Source organism: Enterobacteriaceae endosymbiont of Donacia tomentosa (genome assembly GCF_012571135.1).
In the GTDB taxonomy this organism is placed as follows: domain Bacteria; phylum Pseudomonadota; class Gammaproteobacteria; order Enterobacterales; family Enterobacteriaceae.
This window is the reverse complement of record NZ_CP046216.1, coordinates 251,358-268,667: the sequence shown is the minus strand read 5'-3', so window position 1 is coordinate 268,667 and position 17,310 is coordinate 251,358. Positions and strand designations below refer to the sequence as shown.

General features: G+C 20.8%; 13 protein-coding genes. 12 read left to right on the top strand and 1 reads right to left on the bottom strand.

All coding sequences use genetic code 11. The features are described 5' to 3' along the window. The first annotated feature begins 12 nt into the window (after positions 1-12). Positions 13-1,782, top strand: coding sequence for a DNA primase (gene dnaG, locus GJT88_RS01205; protein WP_168895126.1), 1,770 nt, complete (start codon positions 13-15; stop codon positions 1,780-1,782). A gap of 103 nt (positions 1,783-1,885) precedes the next feature. Next, complete coding sequence (gene rpoD, locus GJT88_RS01200) at positions 1,886-3,688, top strand: RNA polymerase sigma factor RpoD (protein WP_168895125.1); 1,803 nt, start codon at positions 1,886-1,888, stop codon at positions 3,686-3,688. A 55-nt stretch (positions 3,689-3,743) separates the two neighbouring features. On the opposite strand, the gene map is transcribed toward rpoD, so the two are convergent. Further along, positions 3,744-4,532: a type I methionyl aminopeptidase gene (gene map, locus GJT88_RS01195; protein WP_168895124.1), complete on the bottom strand. Its 789-nt coding sequence runs from the start codon at positions 4,530-4,532 to the stop codon at positions 3,744-3,746. A 180-nt stretch (positions 4,533-4,712) separates the two neighbouring features. Between map and rpsB the strand changes: the two genes are divergently transcribed. The 10 genes from rpsB to dnaE all read left to right on the top strand — a co-directional run bounded on the left by rpsB (position 4,713) and on the right by dnaE (position 17,307). Beyond that, positions 4,713-5,429: a 30S ribosomal protein S2 gene (gene rpsB, locus GJT88_RS01190; protein ID WP_168895123.1), complete on the top strand. Its 717-nt coding sequence runs from the start codon at positions 4,713-4,715 to the stop codon at positions 5,427-5,429. Between the two features lie 2 nt (positions 5,430-5,431). Next, positions 5,432-6,232, top strand: a complete 801-nt coding sequence (gene tsf, locus GJT88_RS01185) for a translation elongation factor Ts (RefSeq protein ID WP_168895122.1) — start codon at positions 5,432-5,434, stop codon at positions 6,230-6,232. A 59-nt stretch (positions 6,233-6,291) separates the two neighbouring features. Next, positions 6,292-7,020 carry a UMP kinase gene (pyrH, locus tag GJT88_RS01180; RefSeq protein WP_168895121.1) on the top strand — a complete coding sequence of 243 codons (729 nt, stop codon included), beginning with the start codon at positions 6,292-6,294 and terminating at the stop codon, positions 7,018-7,020. 67 nt (positions 7,021-7,087) lie between these two features. Then, complete coding sequence (locus GJT88_RS01175) at positions 7,088-7,603, top strand: ribosome recycling factor (protein WP_168895120.1); 516 nt, start codon at positions 7,088-7,090, stop codon at positions 7,601-7,603. A 163-nt stretch (positions 7,604-7,766) separates the two neighbouring features. Continuing rightward, the gene (uppS, locus tag GJT88_RS01170; protein WP_168895119.1) at positions 7,767-8,519 is read left to right on the top strand and encodes a polyprenyl diphosphate synthase; all 753 of its coding nucleotides are present in this window, start codon (positions 7,767-7,769) and stop codon (positions 8,517-8,519) included. A gap of 212 nt (positions 8,520-8,731) precedes the next feature. Continuing rightward, entirely contained in the window at positions 8,732-10,114 is a 1,383-nt protein-coding gene (gene rseP, locus GJT88_RS01165) for an RIP metalloprotease RseP (protein ID WP_168895118.1), read from the top strand. After that, positions 10,095-12,608, top strand: a complete 2,514-nt coding sequence (gene bamA, locus GJT88_RS01160) for an outer membrane protein assembly factor BamA (RefSeq protein WP_168895117.1) — start codon at positions 10,095-10,097, stop codon at positions 12,606-12,608. The genes rseP and bamA overlap by 20 nt, the downstream gene beginning before the upstream one ends. 37 nt (positions 12,609-12,645) lie before the next feature. Then, positions 12,646-13,149, top strand: a complete 504-nt coding sequence (locus tag GJT88_RS01155; protein ID WP_168895116.1) for an OmpH/Skp family outer membrane protein — start codon at positions 12,646-12,648, stop codon at positions 13,147-13,149. A gap of 97 nt (positions 13,150-13,246) precedes the next feature. After that, on the top strand, positions 13,247-13,690 hold the full coding sequence (fabZ, locus tag GJT88_RS01150; RefSeq protein WP_168895115.1) for a 3-hydroxyacyl-ACP dehydratase FabZ: 444 nt from the start codon (positions 13,247-13,249) through the stop codon (positions 13,688-13,690). A 98-nt stretch (positions 13,691-13,788) separates the two neighbouring features. Further along, entirely contained in the window at positions 13,789-17,307 is a 3,519-nt protein-coding gene (dnaE, locus tag GJT88_RS01145; protein ID WP_168895114.1) for a DNA polymerase III subunit alpha, read from the top strand. The last annotated feature ends 3 nt before the right edge of the window (positions 17,308-17,310 follow it).

Genomic DNA, 17,310 nt, shown 5'->3' with positions numbered 1-17,310 from the left:
ATTTTATATTAAATGGCAAAATATTTTACTCGTGCGTTTATTAATCATGTATTAGATAGAAGTGATATTATTTATTTAATTCAAAATAAAATTAAATTAAGAAAGATAGGTGAAAATTTTTTTGCTATATGTCCTTTTCATTTAGAAAGAAATCCATCTTTTGTTGTAAATAAAACTAAACAATTATATCATTGTTTTGGTTGTGGTGTTCATGGAAATATCATAGATTTTATGATGAATTATGAAAATCTATCTTTTATAGAAAGTATTGAAACGCTAGCTGATTTATTTGGAATACCTCTTGTTTATGAGAAAAAAAATTTATATATAACAAAATTAATATCTAAAAATAAAATTTTATATCAATATATGTTAAATATTTGTAATTTTTACCAAAATTCTTTATATTCTACATCTGGTCAAGAAACATATAAATATTTATTAAAGAGAGGTTTTAATAAAGAAACAATTAAATATTTTTCTTTAGGTTTTTCTCCAAAAAATTGGATTGATAAAATACTAAATAAAACAAAAAATATAACAATACTACATAAACATTTAGGCCTTATAAAATATAATAAAAGTCATAATAATTATTATGATATATTTTATGAACGTGTCATTTTTCCAATTAGAAATACAAAAGGTTTTATAATAGGTTTTGGTGGTAGAACATTAAAAAAAAATAAAATTCCTAAGTATTTAAATTCTGCAGAAAATAGTATTTTTCATAAAAAAAATGAATTGTATGGACTTTATGAAATAAAAAAAGAAAAAAAAAATTTAATTGTAGAGAAAATATTAGTAGTAGAAGGTTATACAGATGTTATTAGTTTATTTCAATTTAATATAAAATACGCAGTAGCAATATTAGGTACTACTATTAGTAGTATTCATATTAATAAATTATTCAATTTAACAAATAAAATTATTTATTGTTATGATGGAGATGATGCAGGAATAGAGGCGCATTGGAAAGCTTTAAAAAAAAGTTTATCATATCTTGTTAATGGGAAACAAGTAGAATTTATGTTTTTGCCTAAAGGAGAAGATCCTGATAGTTTAATTAAAAAAAAAGGTAAATTAATTTTTGAAAAATATATTAATAATGCTTTATCATTTTCAAATTTTTTTTTTAAAAAATTAATGTCTAAAAATAAATTTTTTTCTTCTGAGGAAAAAACAAAATTTAGCCATAGAGCATTATCTTTAATTAAATTAATTCCTGATTATATTTTCCAAATAACTTTAATTAAACAATTAGGTGAAAAAATAGGAATTATCAATTTTTTAGATATATATACTTTATTACAGCATCCAATAAATAACAATTCAGTAAATTATATAAACAAAAGTTTAAAAAAAACAACAATTCGTATAATATTAAGTTTATTAATACAAAATCCTAAATTAATAAAAATTCTTCCGAAATTTAAATTTTTTAAAACTTCTAACATTAATGGTTTTTTATTTTTTATGAAATTTATAAAAATTTGTCATATTAAGAATATAACAACAGCTAAAATTTTAGAAAAATATAGAAATACAAAATTAAAAGAACCGCTTGAAATGTTAGCTACGTGGAATCATATCATTCCTGATAATGAAATAGAGAAATTTTTTATTAAATGTATAAAAAAATTGGAAATAAATATTTTAGAAAATAGACAAGAATATTTAATATCTTTAGATAGAAAAAAAGGATTAAATATTGAAAAAAAAAAAGAATTGTGGTCTTTAAATAAAGAATTGATTAACAAAAAAAATGATTTAAAAAATTAATTTTGAATAATGTTTATTATTTCTTACTAAGAAAAAATATAATCAGAAATTTTAATTTATTTACATTTTTTTAATATTAATGAATAAAACCATGGAACTATTTATGGATCATAACTCAAAATCACAGTTTGAACTTCTCGTAACACGTGGGAAAGAACAAGGTTATTTAACCTATTCAGAAGTTAATGATCATTTACCTGATAATATTATTAGTTCTAACCAAATTAAAAATATTATCAAAATGATAAATGATATGGGTATTCAAGTAATGGAGAAAGCCCCAGGTGACGGAGATCTAATATTAAATAATAATACAAATAATGAAGCAGAACCAGAAGATGCAGTACAAGTACTATCTACTGTTGAATCAGAAATGGGGAGGACTACAGATCCAGTAAGGATATATATGCGTGAAATGGGAACGGTAGAATTATTAACAAGAGAAGGAGAAATTAATATTGCTAAGCGTATAGAAAACGGTATAAATCAAATACAATGTTCAATTGCCGAATATCCTGGATCAATCGATTACTTTTTAAAACAATATGATAAGGTTAAATCTGGAAATATGCGTTTACTAGATTTAATTAATGGATTTATTAACTTAAATATTGAAGAAGAAATTGTACCTACAGATATAAATCAGGAATTAATTAATGATCAAACAGAAAATAATGAAAATTTAATAGATCCTAACTTAGCAAAAATAAAATTTGAAGAATTACATAATCAATATAGAATAACATCTATTTTTATAAAAAAAAATGGAAGAAATCATTATAAATCAATACATGAAATTAAAATTCTTTCAGAAATTTTTAAACAATTTAAATTATCTACAAAAGAATTTAATTATTTAGTTGAAAAAATTCGTTCTATTATGTCACGTATCCGTATTTATGAACGAAATATTATGAATATCTGTATTCAAAATTATAATATTTCTAAAAAAAAATTTATTTTTATATTTAAAGATAATGAAACTAATATTCATGTTTTTTTAAAAAAGTTAAAAAATAATATATCTAATGATAGATCACTATATAATAGTCAAAATACATTTTTTGATAAATTAAAAAATAATTTTAATAAATTAATTAATATTGAGAAAGAAACTAATATAACGATTAAACAAATTAAAGACATTAATAAAAAAATATCTGTTGGAGAAGCAAAAGCTAAAAGAGCTAAAAAAGAAATGATTGAAGCTAATTTAAGATTAGTTATTTCTATTGCAAAAAAGTATACAAATAGAGGTTTACAATTTCTTGATTTAATTCAAGAAGGAAATATAGGCTTAATGAAAGCAGTTGATAAATTTGAATATAGAAGAGGTTACAAATTTTCTACATATGCGACATGGTGGATTAGACAGGCTATTACACGTTCAATTGCAGATCAAGCAAGAACTATTAGAATTCCTGTACACATGATTGAAACTATTAATAAACTTAATAGAATTTCAAGAAAAATATTACAAGAATTAGGACGTGAGCCTACACCGGAAGAACTTTCAGAACGAATGATGATACCAGAAGACAAAATTAGGAAAGTGCTAAAAATAGCAAAAGAACCTATTTCTATGGAAACGCCTATTGGTGATGATGAAGAATCACATTTAGGAGATTTTATTGAAGATAATACTTTAGAATTACCATTAGATTCTGCTACATCGGAAAGTTTACGTTTAGCAACATATAATATTTTATCCAGCTTAACTCCTAGAGAAGCTAAAGTATTAAGAATGAGATTTGGTATAGATATGAATTCTGATCATACTTTAGAAGAAGTCGGTAAACAATTTGATGTGACTCGTGAACGAATTAGGCAGATAGAAGCAAAAGCTTTAAGAAAACTACGACACCCTAGTCGATCAGAGATTTTGAAAAGTTTTTTAGATAATTAAAATTTATTGATATAATCAAGTAGTTAATTTTTTAACTACTTGATTATATCAAATTTTATAAATTTTTTATTTTAAAATTTTTTTCTTCTTCCCTTATCGTCAAAATTTGACTGCTTGATTCATTAATTAATACAGTATGCTCATACTGAGCAGAATTAGTTTTATCTGTTGTTTTTACAGTCCATTTATCATTCGTTAAATAAACATCATGATTTCCAATATTTATCATAGGTTCTATTGTAAAAATCATCCCTGGTTTTAAAATAATTTCATAATCATATGCAAGATAATGTAAAATTTGAGGATCTTCATGAAAATTTTTACCAATACCGTGACCACAATAATTTCTTACAACAGAAAATTTTTTTGATTCTACATATTTTTGTATAGTTTGACCTATTTTATATAATCTAACTCCTGGTTTTAAAATATTAATAGCTTTATATAAACTTTTTTGTGCAGTTAAACATAATAATTGAGATTTTACAGAAACATCACCTACTAAGAACATTTTGGATGTATCACCATAATAACCATCATATAAAATAGTTACATCTATATTAACAATATCTCCATTATTTAATAATTCATTTTTATTTGATATACCATGACATACAATATCGTTTTTTGAAATACATACAGATTTTGGAAAACCTTTATAACCTAATGCAGCTGGTATTGCTTTTTGAATATTTACTATATAATTATGACATATATTGTTTATTTCTTCAGTACTAATTCCTGGTTTTATAAAAGATTCAATCATTTCTAAAACTTCAGCTGCTAATTGACAAGATTTATGAATTTTTTTTATTTCTTTAGATTTTTTAATTAATATTTTCATTACTATTCTAGTATAATTATTAATTGTATAATAATTAATATTACATTATAAATAAATGATTAAATATTAATTTTCAAATAAGATTTATATAAAAAATTGTTAAAAAATTTTAATAATTACTTTTTTATATATAAAATAATTATATAATAATCGTTCATAAATAAAAAAAAGGATAAGGAAATGATTGTTTCTTTAAAAGAAATGTTTAAAGTAGGTGCCCATTTTGGACATCAAACTAGGTTTTGGAATCCTAAAATGAAAAAATTTATTTTTAATCATAAAAATAAAATACATATTATAAATCTTGATAAAACTGTATCTATGTTTAATAATGCTTTAATAGAATTAAAAAAAATTAGTTCTAAAAAGGGGAAAATTTTATTTGTTGGAACTAAAAAAGCAGCTTCTCTTCCTATTAAAGAAACAGCTAATAATTGTAAACAATTTTTTGTAAATTATCGTTGGTTAGGCGGCATGTTAACCAATTGGAAAACAGTAAAAAAATCAATAAAAAGATTAAAAGAATTAGAATTACAAAGTAAAGATGGCACCTTTAAACAATTAACAAAAAAAGAAGCATTAACAAGAAAACGAGAATTATTAAAATTAGAAAAAAGTCTAGGTGGTATAAAAAATATGGGAGGATTACCAGATGCAATATTTGTAATTGATGCAGAACATGAAAAAATTGCAATTAAAGAAGCAAAAAAACTAAATATTCCTATATTTGCTATAGTAGACACTAATTCTAATCCAGATGGTATTAATTTTGTAATACCAGGAAATGATGACGCCATTAGAGCTATAAAATTATATTTATGTTATGTATCTGAAATTGTGCTAAATAATTCTTCATTTATTGCTAATAATATAAAAACTAATCAGTTAGGAGATTAATATTGAAAATTAATATTAACAAAATTAAAGAATTACGAAATATTACAGGTGTTGGAATTTTAGAATGTAAAAAAGCACTAGTTGCTACAAAAGGAAATATTAACTTAGCTATAAATTATATACGTAAATATTCTCAAATAGAATCTATAAAAAAATCCAATAACTTAACAAAAGAGGGAATAATTATAAGTTTTGTAAAAAAAAATATTGGAATATTATTAGAAATAAATTGTCAAACAGATTTTGTAGCAAAATCAATACATATTACAAATTTTGCACAAAATATAATTGAATATATTTTTAATTATAAAATTACAGATATTATAAAAATAAAAAATGTTTTTGAAGAAGAAAAAATAAAATTAATTGGAATATTAAAAGAAAATATTTCTATTAACCGTTTTAGTGTTATTGAAGGAAAATTTATTGGGCAATATATTCATCATAGTAAACGTATTGGTGTATTATTACAATCTAATTTAGATAATCAATTATTAATGAAAAAAATTGCTATGCATATAGCTATGTTAAAACCAAGATATATCCAAGAAAAAAATATCCCAAATAATGTTCTTCATGAAGAATATCAATTACAAAAGGATATAGCTAAAAATAACAAAAAATCAAAAATAATTATAAATAAAATAACCAAGGGCCGTGTACAGAAATTTATAAACAATATAACATTATATAACCAAAAATTTTTATTTGATAATAATCAAACAGTATCACATTTTTTAAAAGAAAATGATATGGAAATTTTCCAATTTATAAATTTTGAATTAGGGTCAAAGTATAATTAAGAATTAAAATTTTTTTTTATATATTTAAATTTTATAAAAAAGATATAATAAGTGTTCTCATGAATATCAAAAAAAAAATGATCTATAATCGTATTATATTAAAAATAAGTGGTGAATTTTTACAAGGTAATAATGCATCAGGCATTGATAACAAATTATTAAATTATATTATACAAGAAATTAATACTATTTTTTCTTTAGGAGTTGAAATAGGTATTGTAATTGGTGGAGGAAATTTATTTAGGGGAAGATATTTTAATTCAAACGAAAATTTAAAACGTATTTTAGGTGATCAAATTGGAATGTTATCCACTATAATAAATGGTTTAGTATTACATCATTCATTAAATTTTTTATTAGTAAAAACATACTTAATGTCTGCTTTTTCAATTAAAGGAATTTGTAATGAATATAATATATTTAAAGCTATTAATTTAATTAAGAAAAATATAATTATATTTTCAGGAGGAATTGGTAATCCTTTATTTACTACAGATACTGCTGCATGTTTAAGAGGAATTGAATTAGGAGCAAATGCTATATTAAAAGCAACAAAAGTTAATGGAGTATATTCAAAAGATCCTATAAATCATTTAAATGCTAAATTTTATGACATATTAGATTATGATCAAGTTATAAGTAAAAAATTAAAAATTATGGATAATACTGCTTTTGTACTGGCACGTGATCATAATATTCCTATTCATATATTTAATATAAATAAACCTGGATCTCTTTATAGAATATTAACAGGAGAAAATGAAGGAACAATAATAAAAAATAGTTAAATAAATTTAATTTATTAATATAGGTAAAAAAATGTATAATGATATTCTGAGAGATAACGAAGTTAGTATGAAAAAAATTTTGGATCTTTTTATAAAAAAAGTCAATATTACATTAAATAATAGAATTTCTCCTCATTTATTAAATAATTTAACTGTAAAATTATATAATAAATTAATTCCGATTAATCAATTATCTTCTATTGTTGTAGATAATTATTCTACTCTGAAAATTACTCCATTTGATATTTCTATTATAAAAAATATAGAAAAAAGTATTATTTTTGCTAATTTGGATTTAACTACAAAAATAGTTAATAAGGATATTTTTGTAATGATACCTCCTATGACTGAATCTAGAAAAATCAAAATAACAAAAAATCTTAAAGGAGAATTAGAATTAAATCGTATTGCTATACGTAATATACGTAAAAAAAAAAAGAATAAACTAAAAATTCTTTTAAAGAATAAAAATATTAGTGAAAATCAAGAAAAAGAATTACAAAAACAAATTCAAAAAAAAACATCATTTTACATAAATAAGATTACAAATTTTTTTAAAAAAAAGATAGAATTATTTAATTAAAATATATTGTTTTTATTTAAAAATAAAACATGTTTACGTATATCATTTTAAAATATATGTTGATATTTATTTAAATTATTTTTTAAATTATTAAAGTAGTATGTTTTTTATGATATTTTTTTGACGTTTAATTATTAAAATAATTTTAAGTACTAAAACAGAAATGATAATAGAAAACAAAAATGTAAAGATTAAAAATATTTCCTATCCAAAACATGTTGCTATTATTATGGATGGTAATAGAAGATGGGCTAAAAAAAACGGAAAATTAAAATTTTTGGGACATCAAGAAGGAGTTAAAACAGTAAAAAAAATAGTGAGTTTTTCCATTAAAAAAAACATAAAGATATTGACATTATATGCTTTTAGCAGTGAAAATTGGAATAGAGAACGTAGTGAAATTAAATTTTTAATGAAGTTATTTGAAGAAGTTTTAAAAAAAGAAACTGTTAATTTAAAAAAAAAAAATATACGTTTAAAAATTATTGGTAATAAAAAAGAATTAAATATTAATTTACAAAACGAAATTAATAAAACGGAACATGAAACAAAAAATAATAATGGATTATTATTAAATATAGCTGTGAATTATGGTGGTCGTTGGGATATTATTACTGGAGTTAAAAAAATTGCTGCAAAAGTATATAAGGGATTGCTAAATCCTAAAGAAATTAATGAAAATACTTTAAGTAAGTATATATGTTTAAGTGATAATTTACCTATAGATTTAGTGATTAGAACAGGTGGAGAGTATCGCATAAGTAATTTTTTAACTTGGCAGATTGTATATTCAGAATTATATTTTACTAAAATATTATGGCCTGATTTTAATGAAAAAAATTTTACAAAAGCATTAACTATTTTTTCTAATCGCGAACGTCGTTTTGGAGGTAATTGTATTAAATTTAAAAATTAATTATATATAAAATAAATTAAAAGATTTTTATCAAGATAGAATTTTTTGGATGTTTTTTTAGAAATATTTTTTTTAAAATATATTTTATAAAAATTACAGATCCATATTATTAATTACATATTAATGTAGTTCTGTATTTAATAAATTTTTGATATTATAAAAAATTAAAATTTAGTTTATTAATATTTACATCTAAAAATACAGGAGTTTTAATGTTGTTAAATATTTTATTTGATATAATAATATTTATTATAACAGTAAGTTCTCTAATAATAGTACATGAATGCGGTCATTTTTATATGGCACGACTTTTTCGTACATATATAAAGTGTTTTTCAATAGGTTTTGGAAAAAAAATTTTAAATTATCATGATAAATATGGGACTAATTATGTAGTTAGAGTAATCCCTTTGGGAGGTTATGTAAAAATATCAAGTAATGTTGACAACAACAATACAAAATATGTAAAAAAATTTAATTTATTATTATATGATCAATTAAGTTTTTTTAAAAAAATATTAATTATTATTGGAGGTCCAATAGCAAATATTATATTTGCAATAATAATTTATTGGATAATTTTTTTTATAGGGATAAGGGTGCCAATTAAATATCCTATAATTAATGAGATTAATTATTTATCTGTTGCTGATTTAGCTGGTTTGGCACCTAATATGGAAATTAAAAAAATTAATGGTGTAAATACTCCTGATTGGAATACTGTAAATTCAGAATTAATAAAAAATATTGATATTAATCAAAATAATAAAATTAAAATAGAAGTTAGTTCTATAAATTCAAATATTAGAACAAATAAGATTTTAAAAATTCCTAAAAATTCTATTAAATATTTAAAAAAACAAAATTTAATATTAAAGTTAGGTATAATACCTAAAGGATTAAAGATTAATCCTATTATTGCATATGTAATACATGAATCACCCGCTGCAAAATCTAAATTACACATTGGAGATAAAATAATTAATGTCCAGGGGAGTAATTTTTCAAATTGGTATGATTTACAAAAATTTATTTTCTCAAATACTGATAAAGTAATTAATTTAAATATTAAAAGAAATAATAAATATATTGATATAAAAATTATCCCTTCAATTATAAGTGTTGTATCCAAAAAAACTAGTTTTATTGGATTAATTCCTAAAATTACAAATATAAAAGATACTTCAATAATTATACATAAATATAATTTCGTTCAAGCATTATATCAATCTATTAAAAAAATTTTTAAATTGATACAATCAACATTAAGTTCATTATATGGTTTTTTTAAAAAAAAACAAAATATGTATAATTTAAATGGTCCGATTTCTATTGGACAAATAGCTGGAATTTTAATTCGTAGTAATTTTGTATACTACTTTATGTTTTTAGCTCTGGTAAATATTAATCTAAGTATAATAAATTTATTACCTATACCTATTTTAGATGGTGGGCAATTAGTTCTTTTATGTTGTGAAAAAATAATAGGTAGAAAAATATCTAATAAAATTAAGTATTTAACATATAAGTTAAGTTTAATTATTTTAATTTTAATAATGGGGATTGCATTAATAAATGATTTTTTACGATTATAATAAAAATTTTTTTTACAAAATATATAAATATAGTAAATATTTCTTATTTATATTTTTGTTAATTTTTATTAAAGATGTTAATTGTCAAAATATTATTTTAAAGAAACAAAAAAGTACAATTTGTGTTCAAAAAATAATATTTTTTGGTCTTAATAAACTAAAATTAAATGATGTTTTAGCAAAAACACCTATAAAAATAGGAGAGTGCATATCTGACACAGATTTAACAAAAATTATACATATATTATTTATTACTGGTTTTTTTGAAGATATAAATATTTTTAAACATAAAAATACGATTATTATCAAAGTAGTAGAAAAACCAATGATTTCTAATATCTCTATTAAAAATAATACAACAATAAAAACAAGTATTATAAAAGAATTTTTGAAAAATATAGGGATTAAAAATAAAGCTATATTAGATCGTCAATTATTATTTACCTTTAAAAATAATATTGAACGTATTTTTTATGAAAATGGGATGTTTTATTCTAATATAAAAATCAAAATTGTTATTAACAAAAATCGAACCGTAAATATAACAATATTTTTTAATGAAAAAAATGCTACTAAAGTTAAACAAATAAATATATTAGGAAATCATTTCTATAGTACTGATTTTTTAATAAAATATTTAAACATAAATAACAACTTTTTATTTTTCTTTCCAAAAAGAGATAAATATAATTTTACTTATCTTAATGAGAAGATTAGTAAATTACAAGAATTATATTTAGATCATGGGTTTCCTAAATTTAAAATTCAACATATTACTCAAAATTTATCATATGATAAAAAAAATATGTTTTTAACAATTAAAATTAAGGAGAATCAGCAATTTAGAATTGCTAAAATTATTTTAAATATTAATAAAAATAAATATTTAAAACATATAAAAAATATGGTTAATATTTCTCCAGGAGAACTTTATCAAGAAAAAAAAATAGTACAATTAAAAGATGATATAATCAGTTATTTAGGAAATTATGGTTTTTTAAATCCAAATATCAAAATATTTAAAGATTTTAATATAAAAAATCATATATTAACTCTGATTTTACAAATAGATGTAAATAAAAAATATTATGTAAGAAAAATAGAATTTTCGGGAAATATTTCTACAAAAAATAGCATTTTAAGACGTGTAACTTATCAAAAAGAAGGTGCTTGGTTTAATAGTAAATTAATTGAAAAAACAAGAAGAAAATTACTTTCATTAGGATACTTTACTAAAGTAGAAGTTTTATTACATAAAAATCATGATATTTTTCATACATTAGACGTAATATTTCAAGTTCAAGAAGAAGATACAGGTGATTTTAGTTTTAACGGAGGAGTAGGAGGTTGGGTTGAAACTGTATCATTACAAAATGTAATTAAACAAGAAAATTTCTTAGGAACTGATAATGATATATTTATAAATTCTAATATTAATAATTTTCACTCTTATGTTGAATTTTTATTTAATAAAAATAATGTTTATTTTAAAGATTTAAGTATAGGAATCAAAATATCTCTAGATAACACTAGAGATAATACTAATAATAGTAATTATTATAATAATTTTATGAATCACAATAAAGGATTTGGGGCTGTTATTAAGTATCCTATTACTGAAAACATTCTTTTAGAAAGTAATGTGGGATTTTCGAAAAATTATATTACTAATATTAATAATGAATTAACTTTACTTCATTTTTTAAAAAAAATAGGATATAAAGTATATTCTTATCCTAAGAAGAATTTTATATTAAATGAATTAAGCATAAGTTATTCATTATTATATAATAATTTGGATAATCAAAAATTTCCGATATTTGGACAAGTTGGGTTTCTAGAGGCGTATTTTTCTTTTCCTTGGTATGACAGAACTAGTAATTATAAAATTAACTTTGATTATACTCACTATATTCCTTTATCTTTTAAACGTAAAAAAGAAGATTTAAAAAATAATGATGTTTTCATTTATTTATTTAAAGCTAATATTGGATATGGTCATGGTTTTTTAGGCGGAACATTTCCTGTTTATAATAATTTTTATCTTGGGGGAATAAATTCGATTAGAGGGTATAAACCTAATAGTATTGGGCCTAAAGCAATGTATTTGAATACAAAATACAATAATTGTGATAATAATAGATCTATTTGTATGTCAAATAATGCAATAGGAGGTAATTTTGTTATCAATATAAATCAAGAATTAATTATACCCATGAATTTTTTAAGTGAAAAATATAAAGAAAAAATTAGGTCTTCTATTTTCTTTGATATTGGAAATTTATTCAATACTCTAGTAGAAGATAATTATTTATATAAATTATATAAAATACCTGGTTTAAAGATTTTATCAGATATAAGAAGTTCACTAGGTATTTCTGTTAAATGGAAATCTTCTATAGGAAAATTTGAAATTTCTTATGCGCATCCATTTAAAAAATATGAAACAGATCAAGTGGAACAATTACAATTTCATATTGGCAAAACTTGGTAAATAAAATTCATAAATTTATTAAAAAAGGTATATTAAAATGAAATTTTCTTTACGAGCAATTATTTTATCTGTATTAATTTTAACTTTTCCTGTTGATAAAGCTTTTTGTTTTACTCAGTTCGCAATTGTAGATATTACGAAAGTTGTTCAAAAAATACCTCAAACACAAAAAACTATTAAAAAATTGGAAAAAGAATTTCAACCTAAAATTGATAAAATAAAAAAAATACAAGATTCAATACAACTTAAAACAGAAAAATTAAAAAATAATAGACTATCAATATTTTCAAATGAAAAAAATACATTAGAAAAAGAAATTATAAATGAAAAAAACATTTTAGCAATTCAAATTAAGAATTTTGAAACAGAACTTACAAAAAGACAAGAAGAAGAACGTGCAAAATTATTACATGTAATTAAAAAAGTTATTAATATTGTAGCTAAAAAAAATAACTATAATATAGTCTTTGATTCTAGTGCTCTTTTTTACATAAACAATATTGATAATTTAACAGATAGTGTGATAGAACAAATGAAATAAATAAGTTAAAGTTATAAAATAGATCAGTTAAAAATATATCTCTGATATGGAGATATATTTTTGAAATTTTAATAAAAATATTATTTATAAAAATTATATGTTAAATATTAATGAGATTTTATACATTTTACCTCATCGATATCCGTTTATTTTAGTAGATAAAATTATTTCGTTTAAAAAATTTATATTTTTAAATGCTATAAAGAATATTTCTTTAAATGAACCATGTTTTCAAGGACATTTTCCTGAAAATCCTATTTATCCTGGTGTTTTATTATTAGAATCAATGATACAAACTACAGGTATTTTATTATATAAAAGTGTTAAAAAACAAATATTAAAAAATAAAGATATGTACTATATTACTGGGATGAATGATGTCCGTTTTAAACATTTTGTATTTCCTGGAGATCAAATATTAATAAAAAGTATTTTGGAAAAACAAAGAAAAAAATTTTTTTTTTTTAAAAGTATAGTAAAAGTTAAAAAAAAAATTGTTTGTAAAGCAAAAATTATGTGCGTACGTATTATTAAAAAATAAAATAATATTTTTATATTAAAGTTTTAATTTTTATATACACTAGAGATTAGTATTTTATTAGAATTTTTTACAAATTTAGAATAATTTTTATATAAAAAATGAATTATCCATATTTTATTCATCTACATGTTCATAGTGATTATTCAATGCAAAATGGACTTTCAAAAATTGAAAAAATTATAGAAAAAACTGCATTATTAAATATGCCTGCAATAGCTATAACTGATATTTCTAATATATTTGGTTTAGTGAAATTCTATAAAATTGCACATCATTATGGAATAAAAGCTATTATCGGCGCTGATTTTAAAATTGAAAATTTAAATAATGGTTTTTCAAAATTAACTATACTAGCATCTAATAATATTGGATATCAAAATCTTAAATTACTAATAGCTGATATTTATAAAAATGGATATAACAATATTATTGGGCCTACAGTTACTTATCAATTACTGAAAAAATATTGTCAAGGATTGATTATTTTATCAGGGGGTGTTAAAGGTGATATAGGAAAAAATATTTTACAAAAAAATACTTATTTAATAAAAATATTAATTAATTTTTATAAAAAATATTTTCCTAATCGATTTTATTTAGAGCTCATACGTACAAATCGTGCAAATGAAGAAAATTACATAAATATGGCGTTAGAGATATCACATTATTTTTCTATCCCTTTAGTTGCTACTAATGAAGTCTATTTTTTAAATAAAAAAGATTTTGATACACATAATATTAGAGTAGCCATTAATAGAGGTTATACTCTAAATGAGAGTAAGGAAAAATTAGACTATAGTCCAGAACAATTTTTAAAAAATACACAAGAAATGTGTATTTTATTTAAAGATATTCCTGAAGCATTATCTAATAGCGTAGAAATAGCTAAAAAATGTAATGTCTTTTTAAAATTAAATCAATATTTTTTACCTAAATTTAAAGTAAAAAACGTTTCTTCTCCACAAAATTATCTTATTAAAAAATCTTATATAGGATTACAAAAAAGATTAAAAAATATATATCAAAATATTAATATATTTAATTCTAAAAAAATGAAATATGAAAAGAGATTATTTTACGAATTAAATATTATTAATAAAATGGGGTTCCCTAGTTATTTTTTAATAGTTATGGAATTTGTACAATGGGCTAAGAAAAATAGTATACCTGTTGGTCCAGCTAGAGGTTCTGGTGCTGGTTCATTAGTTGCATATGCTCTAAATATTACTAATTTAGACCCAATAAAATTTGATTTAATTTTTGAGAGGTTTTTAAATATAGAAAGAATATCACTTCCTGATTTTGATATTGATTTTTGTATGGATAAACGTGATTTAGTTATTGAACATGTTAAAAATGTTTATGGTCATAATTCAGTATCACAAATTATTACGTTCGGAACAATGACGGCAAAAGCAGTAATTAGGGATGTTGGTAGAGTATTAGGTTTTCCATACGATTTTCTTAATCAAATTTCCAAGCTAATTCCTTTAGATATAGGAATTAGTTTAAAGAAAGCTTTTGTACGTAATAAAAAATTATCAGATTTATATAAATCTGATATTAATGTGAAAGAATTAGTAAATACTGCATTAAAATTAGAAGGAACAATAAGAAATGTTGGCAAACATGCAGGAGGAGTTGTTATATCTCCTTATGATATAACTAAATATACAACTATATATTGTGATTATAATGGGAAAAATGTAGTTACCCAATTCGATAAAAATGATATAGAAGATATTGGTTTAGTGAAATTCGATTTTTTAGGACTAAAAACTTTAACTGTTATTCAATATACACTAAAAATGATTAATGAAAAACGTGTAAAAAATAATCAAAGATTAATAAATGTTGATAACATTATTTTAAATGATAAAAAAATATTTGATTTTTTAAAAACTGCTCAAACTACAGGAATATTTCAATTAGAATCGAAAGGAATAAAAGAATTAATTAAACAATTACAGCCAGATAATTTTGAAGACATAATAGCTTTATTAGCTTTATTTCGGCCAGGACCATTACAATCTGGTATGGTAGAAAATTTTATTAATAGGAAACATGGTAGAGAAACTATTTCATATCCAAATAAAAATTGGCAACATGAAAAATTAAAACCAATATTACAATCTACATACGGGATTATTTTATATCAAGAACAAGTAATGAAAATAGCTCAAGTATTAGCAAATTATAGTTTAGGAGAAGCGGACATATTACGTCGAGTAATTAGTAAAAAACAACATAAGGAAATGTCATTACAAAGAAAACGTTTTTTAGAAGGATCTAGATTATTAAAAATTAATGATATCTTATCTATGAAAATTTTTGATTATTTAGAAAAATTTTCTTCATATGGATTTAATAAATCTCATTCTGCTGGATATGCTTTGATAGCATATCAAACCTTATGGTTAAAAGTATATTATCCAGCTGAGTTTATAGCTGCTGTATTAACATCTGAAATGGATAATAAAAATAGAATTATTGATTTAGTACATGAATGTAAAAATTTAAATATAAATATATTACCTCCCAATATCAATAGAAGTTTATACAAATTTCATGTTGATAAAAATGGAAATATTATATATGGGCTAGGTGCCATTAAAGGTATTGGGAAAAATCAGGCAGATAATATCTTAAATGTAAGGGAAAAATATGGTAAATTTAAATCAATATTTGATTTTTTTATAAAATTAAATATAAAAAAAATAAATAAACGTGTTATAGAAGCATTAATAATGTCTGGTACTTTAGATTGTTTTAATCTAAATAGAGGTGTATTAAAAAATAATTTGGGCAATATAATAAATATAACAAATCAATATTTACAAGGAGAAGCAACTGGTCAAATAGATATGTTTAATAAAAATAATTTTTCTATTAAACAAAATTATATAGATAATAATATAAAATTATTTTGGTCTAAAAAAAAAATTTTCTTAAAGGAAAAGAAAATTTTAGGTTTCTATTTAACTGGACATCCAATAAATGATTATTTGACCGAAATAATTCATTATACTAATAATAATAGCATTAATAAAATTTGTTTAAATTATAATAAAAAAAAAATCTTATATACTAAAATTGTAGGTATAATAAGCAATGTTCGTAATGTTTTTAATAAACAAATGCAAAAAATTTTATTTCTTGATTTAGATGATAATACAGCTAAAATCGAAGTTCATGTTACTTTAAATTTGTTAAATAAATATAATAATATTTTAAAAATAAATAATATAATAATTGTAGAAGGTTTAGTTTATTTTAATAATTTTTTAAATTTATTTATACTAAACTCACAAAATATTATGAGTTTAGAGGATGCAAGAATAAAATATTTATATAATGCAAGTATTATTTTAATGAATGAACAAATTTTTAATAAAAATATTTTTTTAGATAATCTTCAAAAAATATTATTTACTGAAGCTTCGTCTAATAAAAAAAAAATACCCTTGTATTTTTTTCAAAATTATTTTTCTTTTAAAAATAAAAAACATTATGATAAAAAATTCTTTATTCCTATTGATGAAAACATTTTTGATAAATTAAAATGTTTAATTAACATTAATAATATTAAATTAGTTTTTAATAAAAATATTTATTAAATA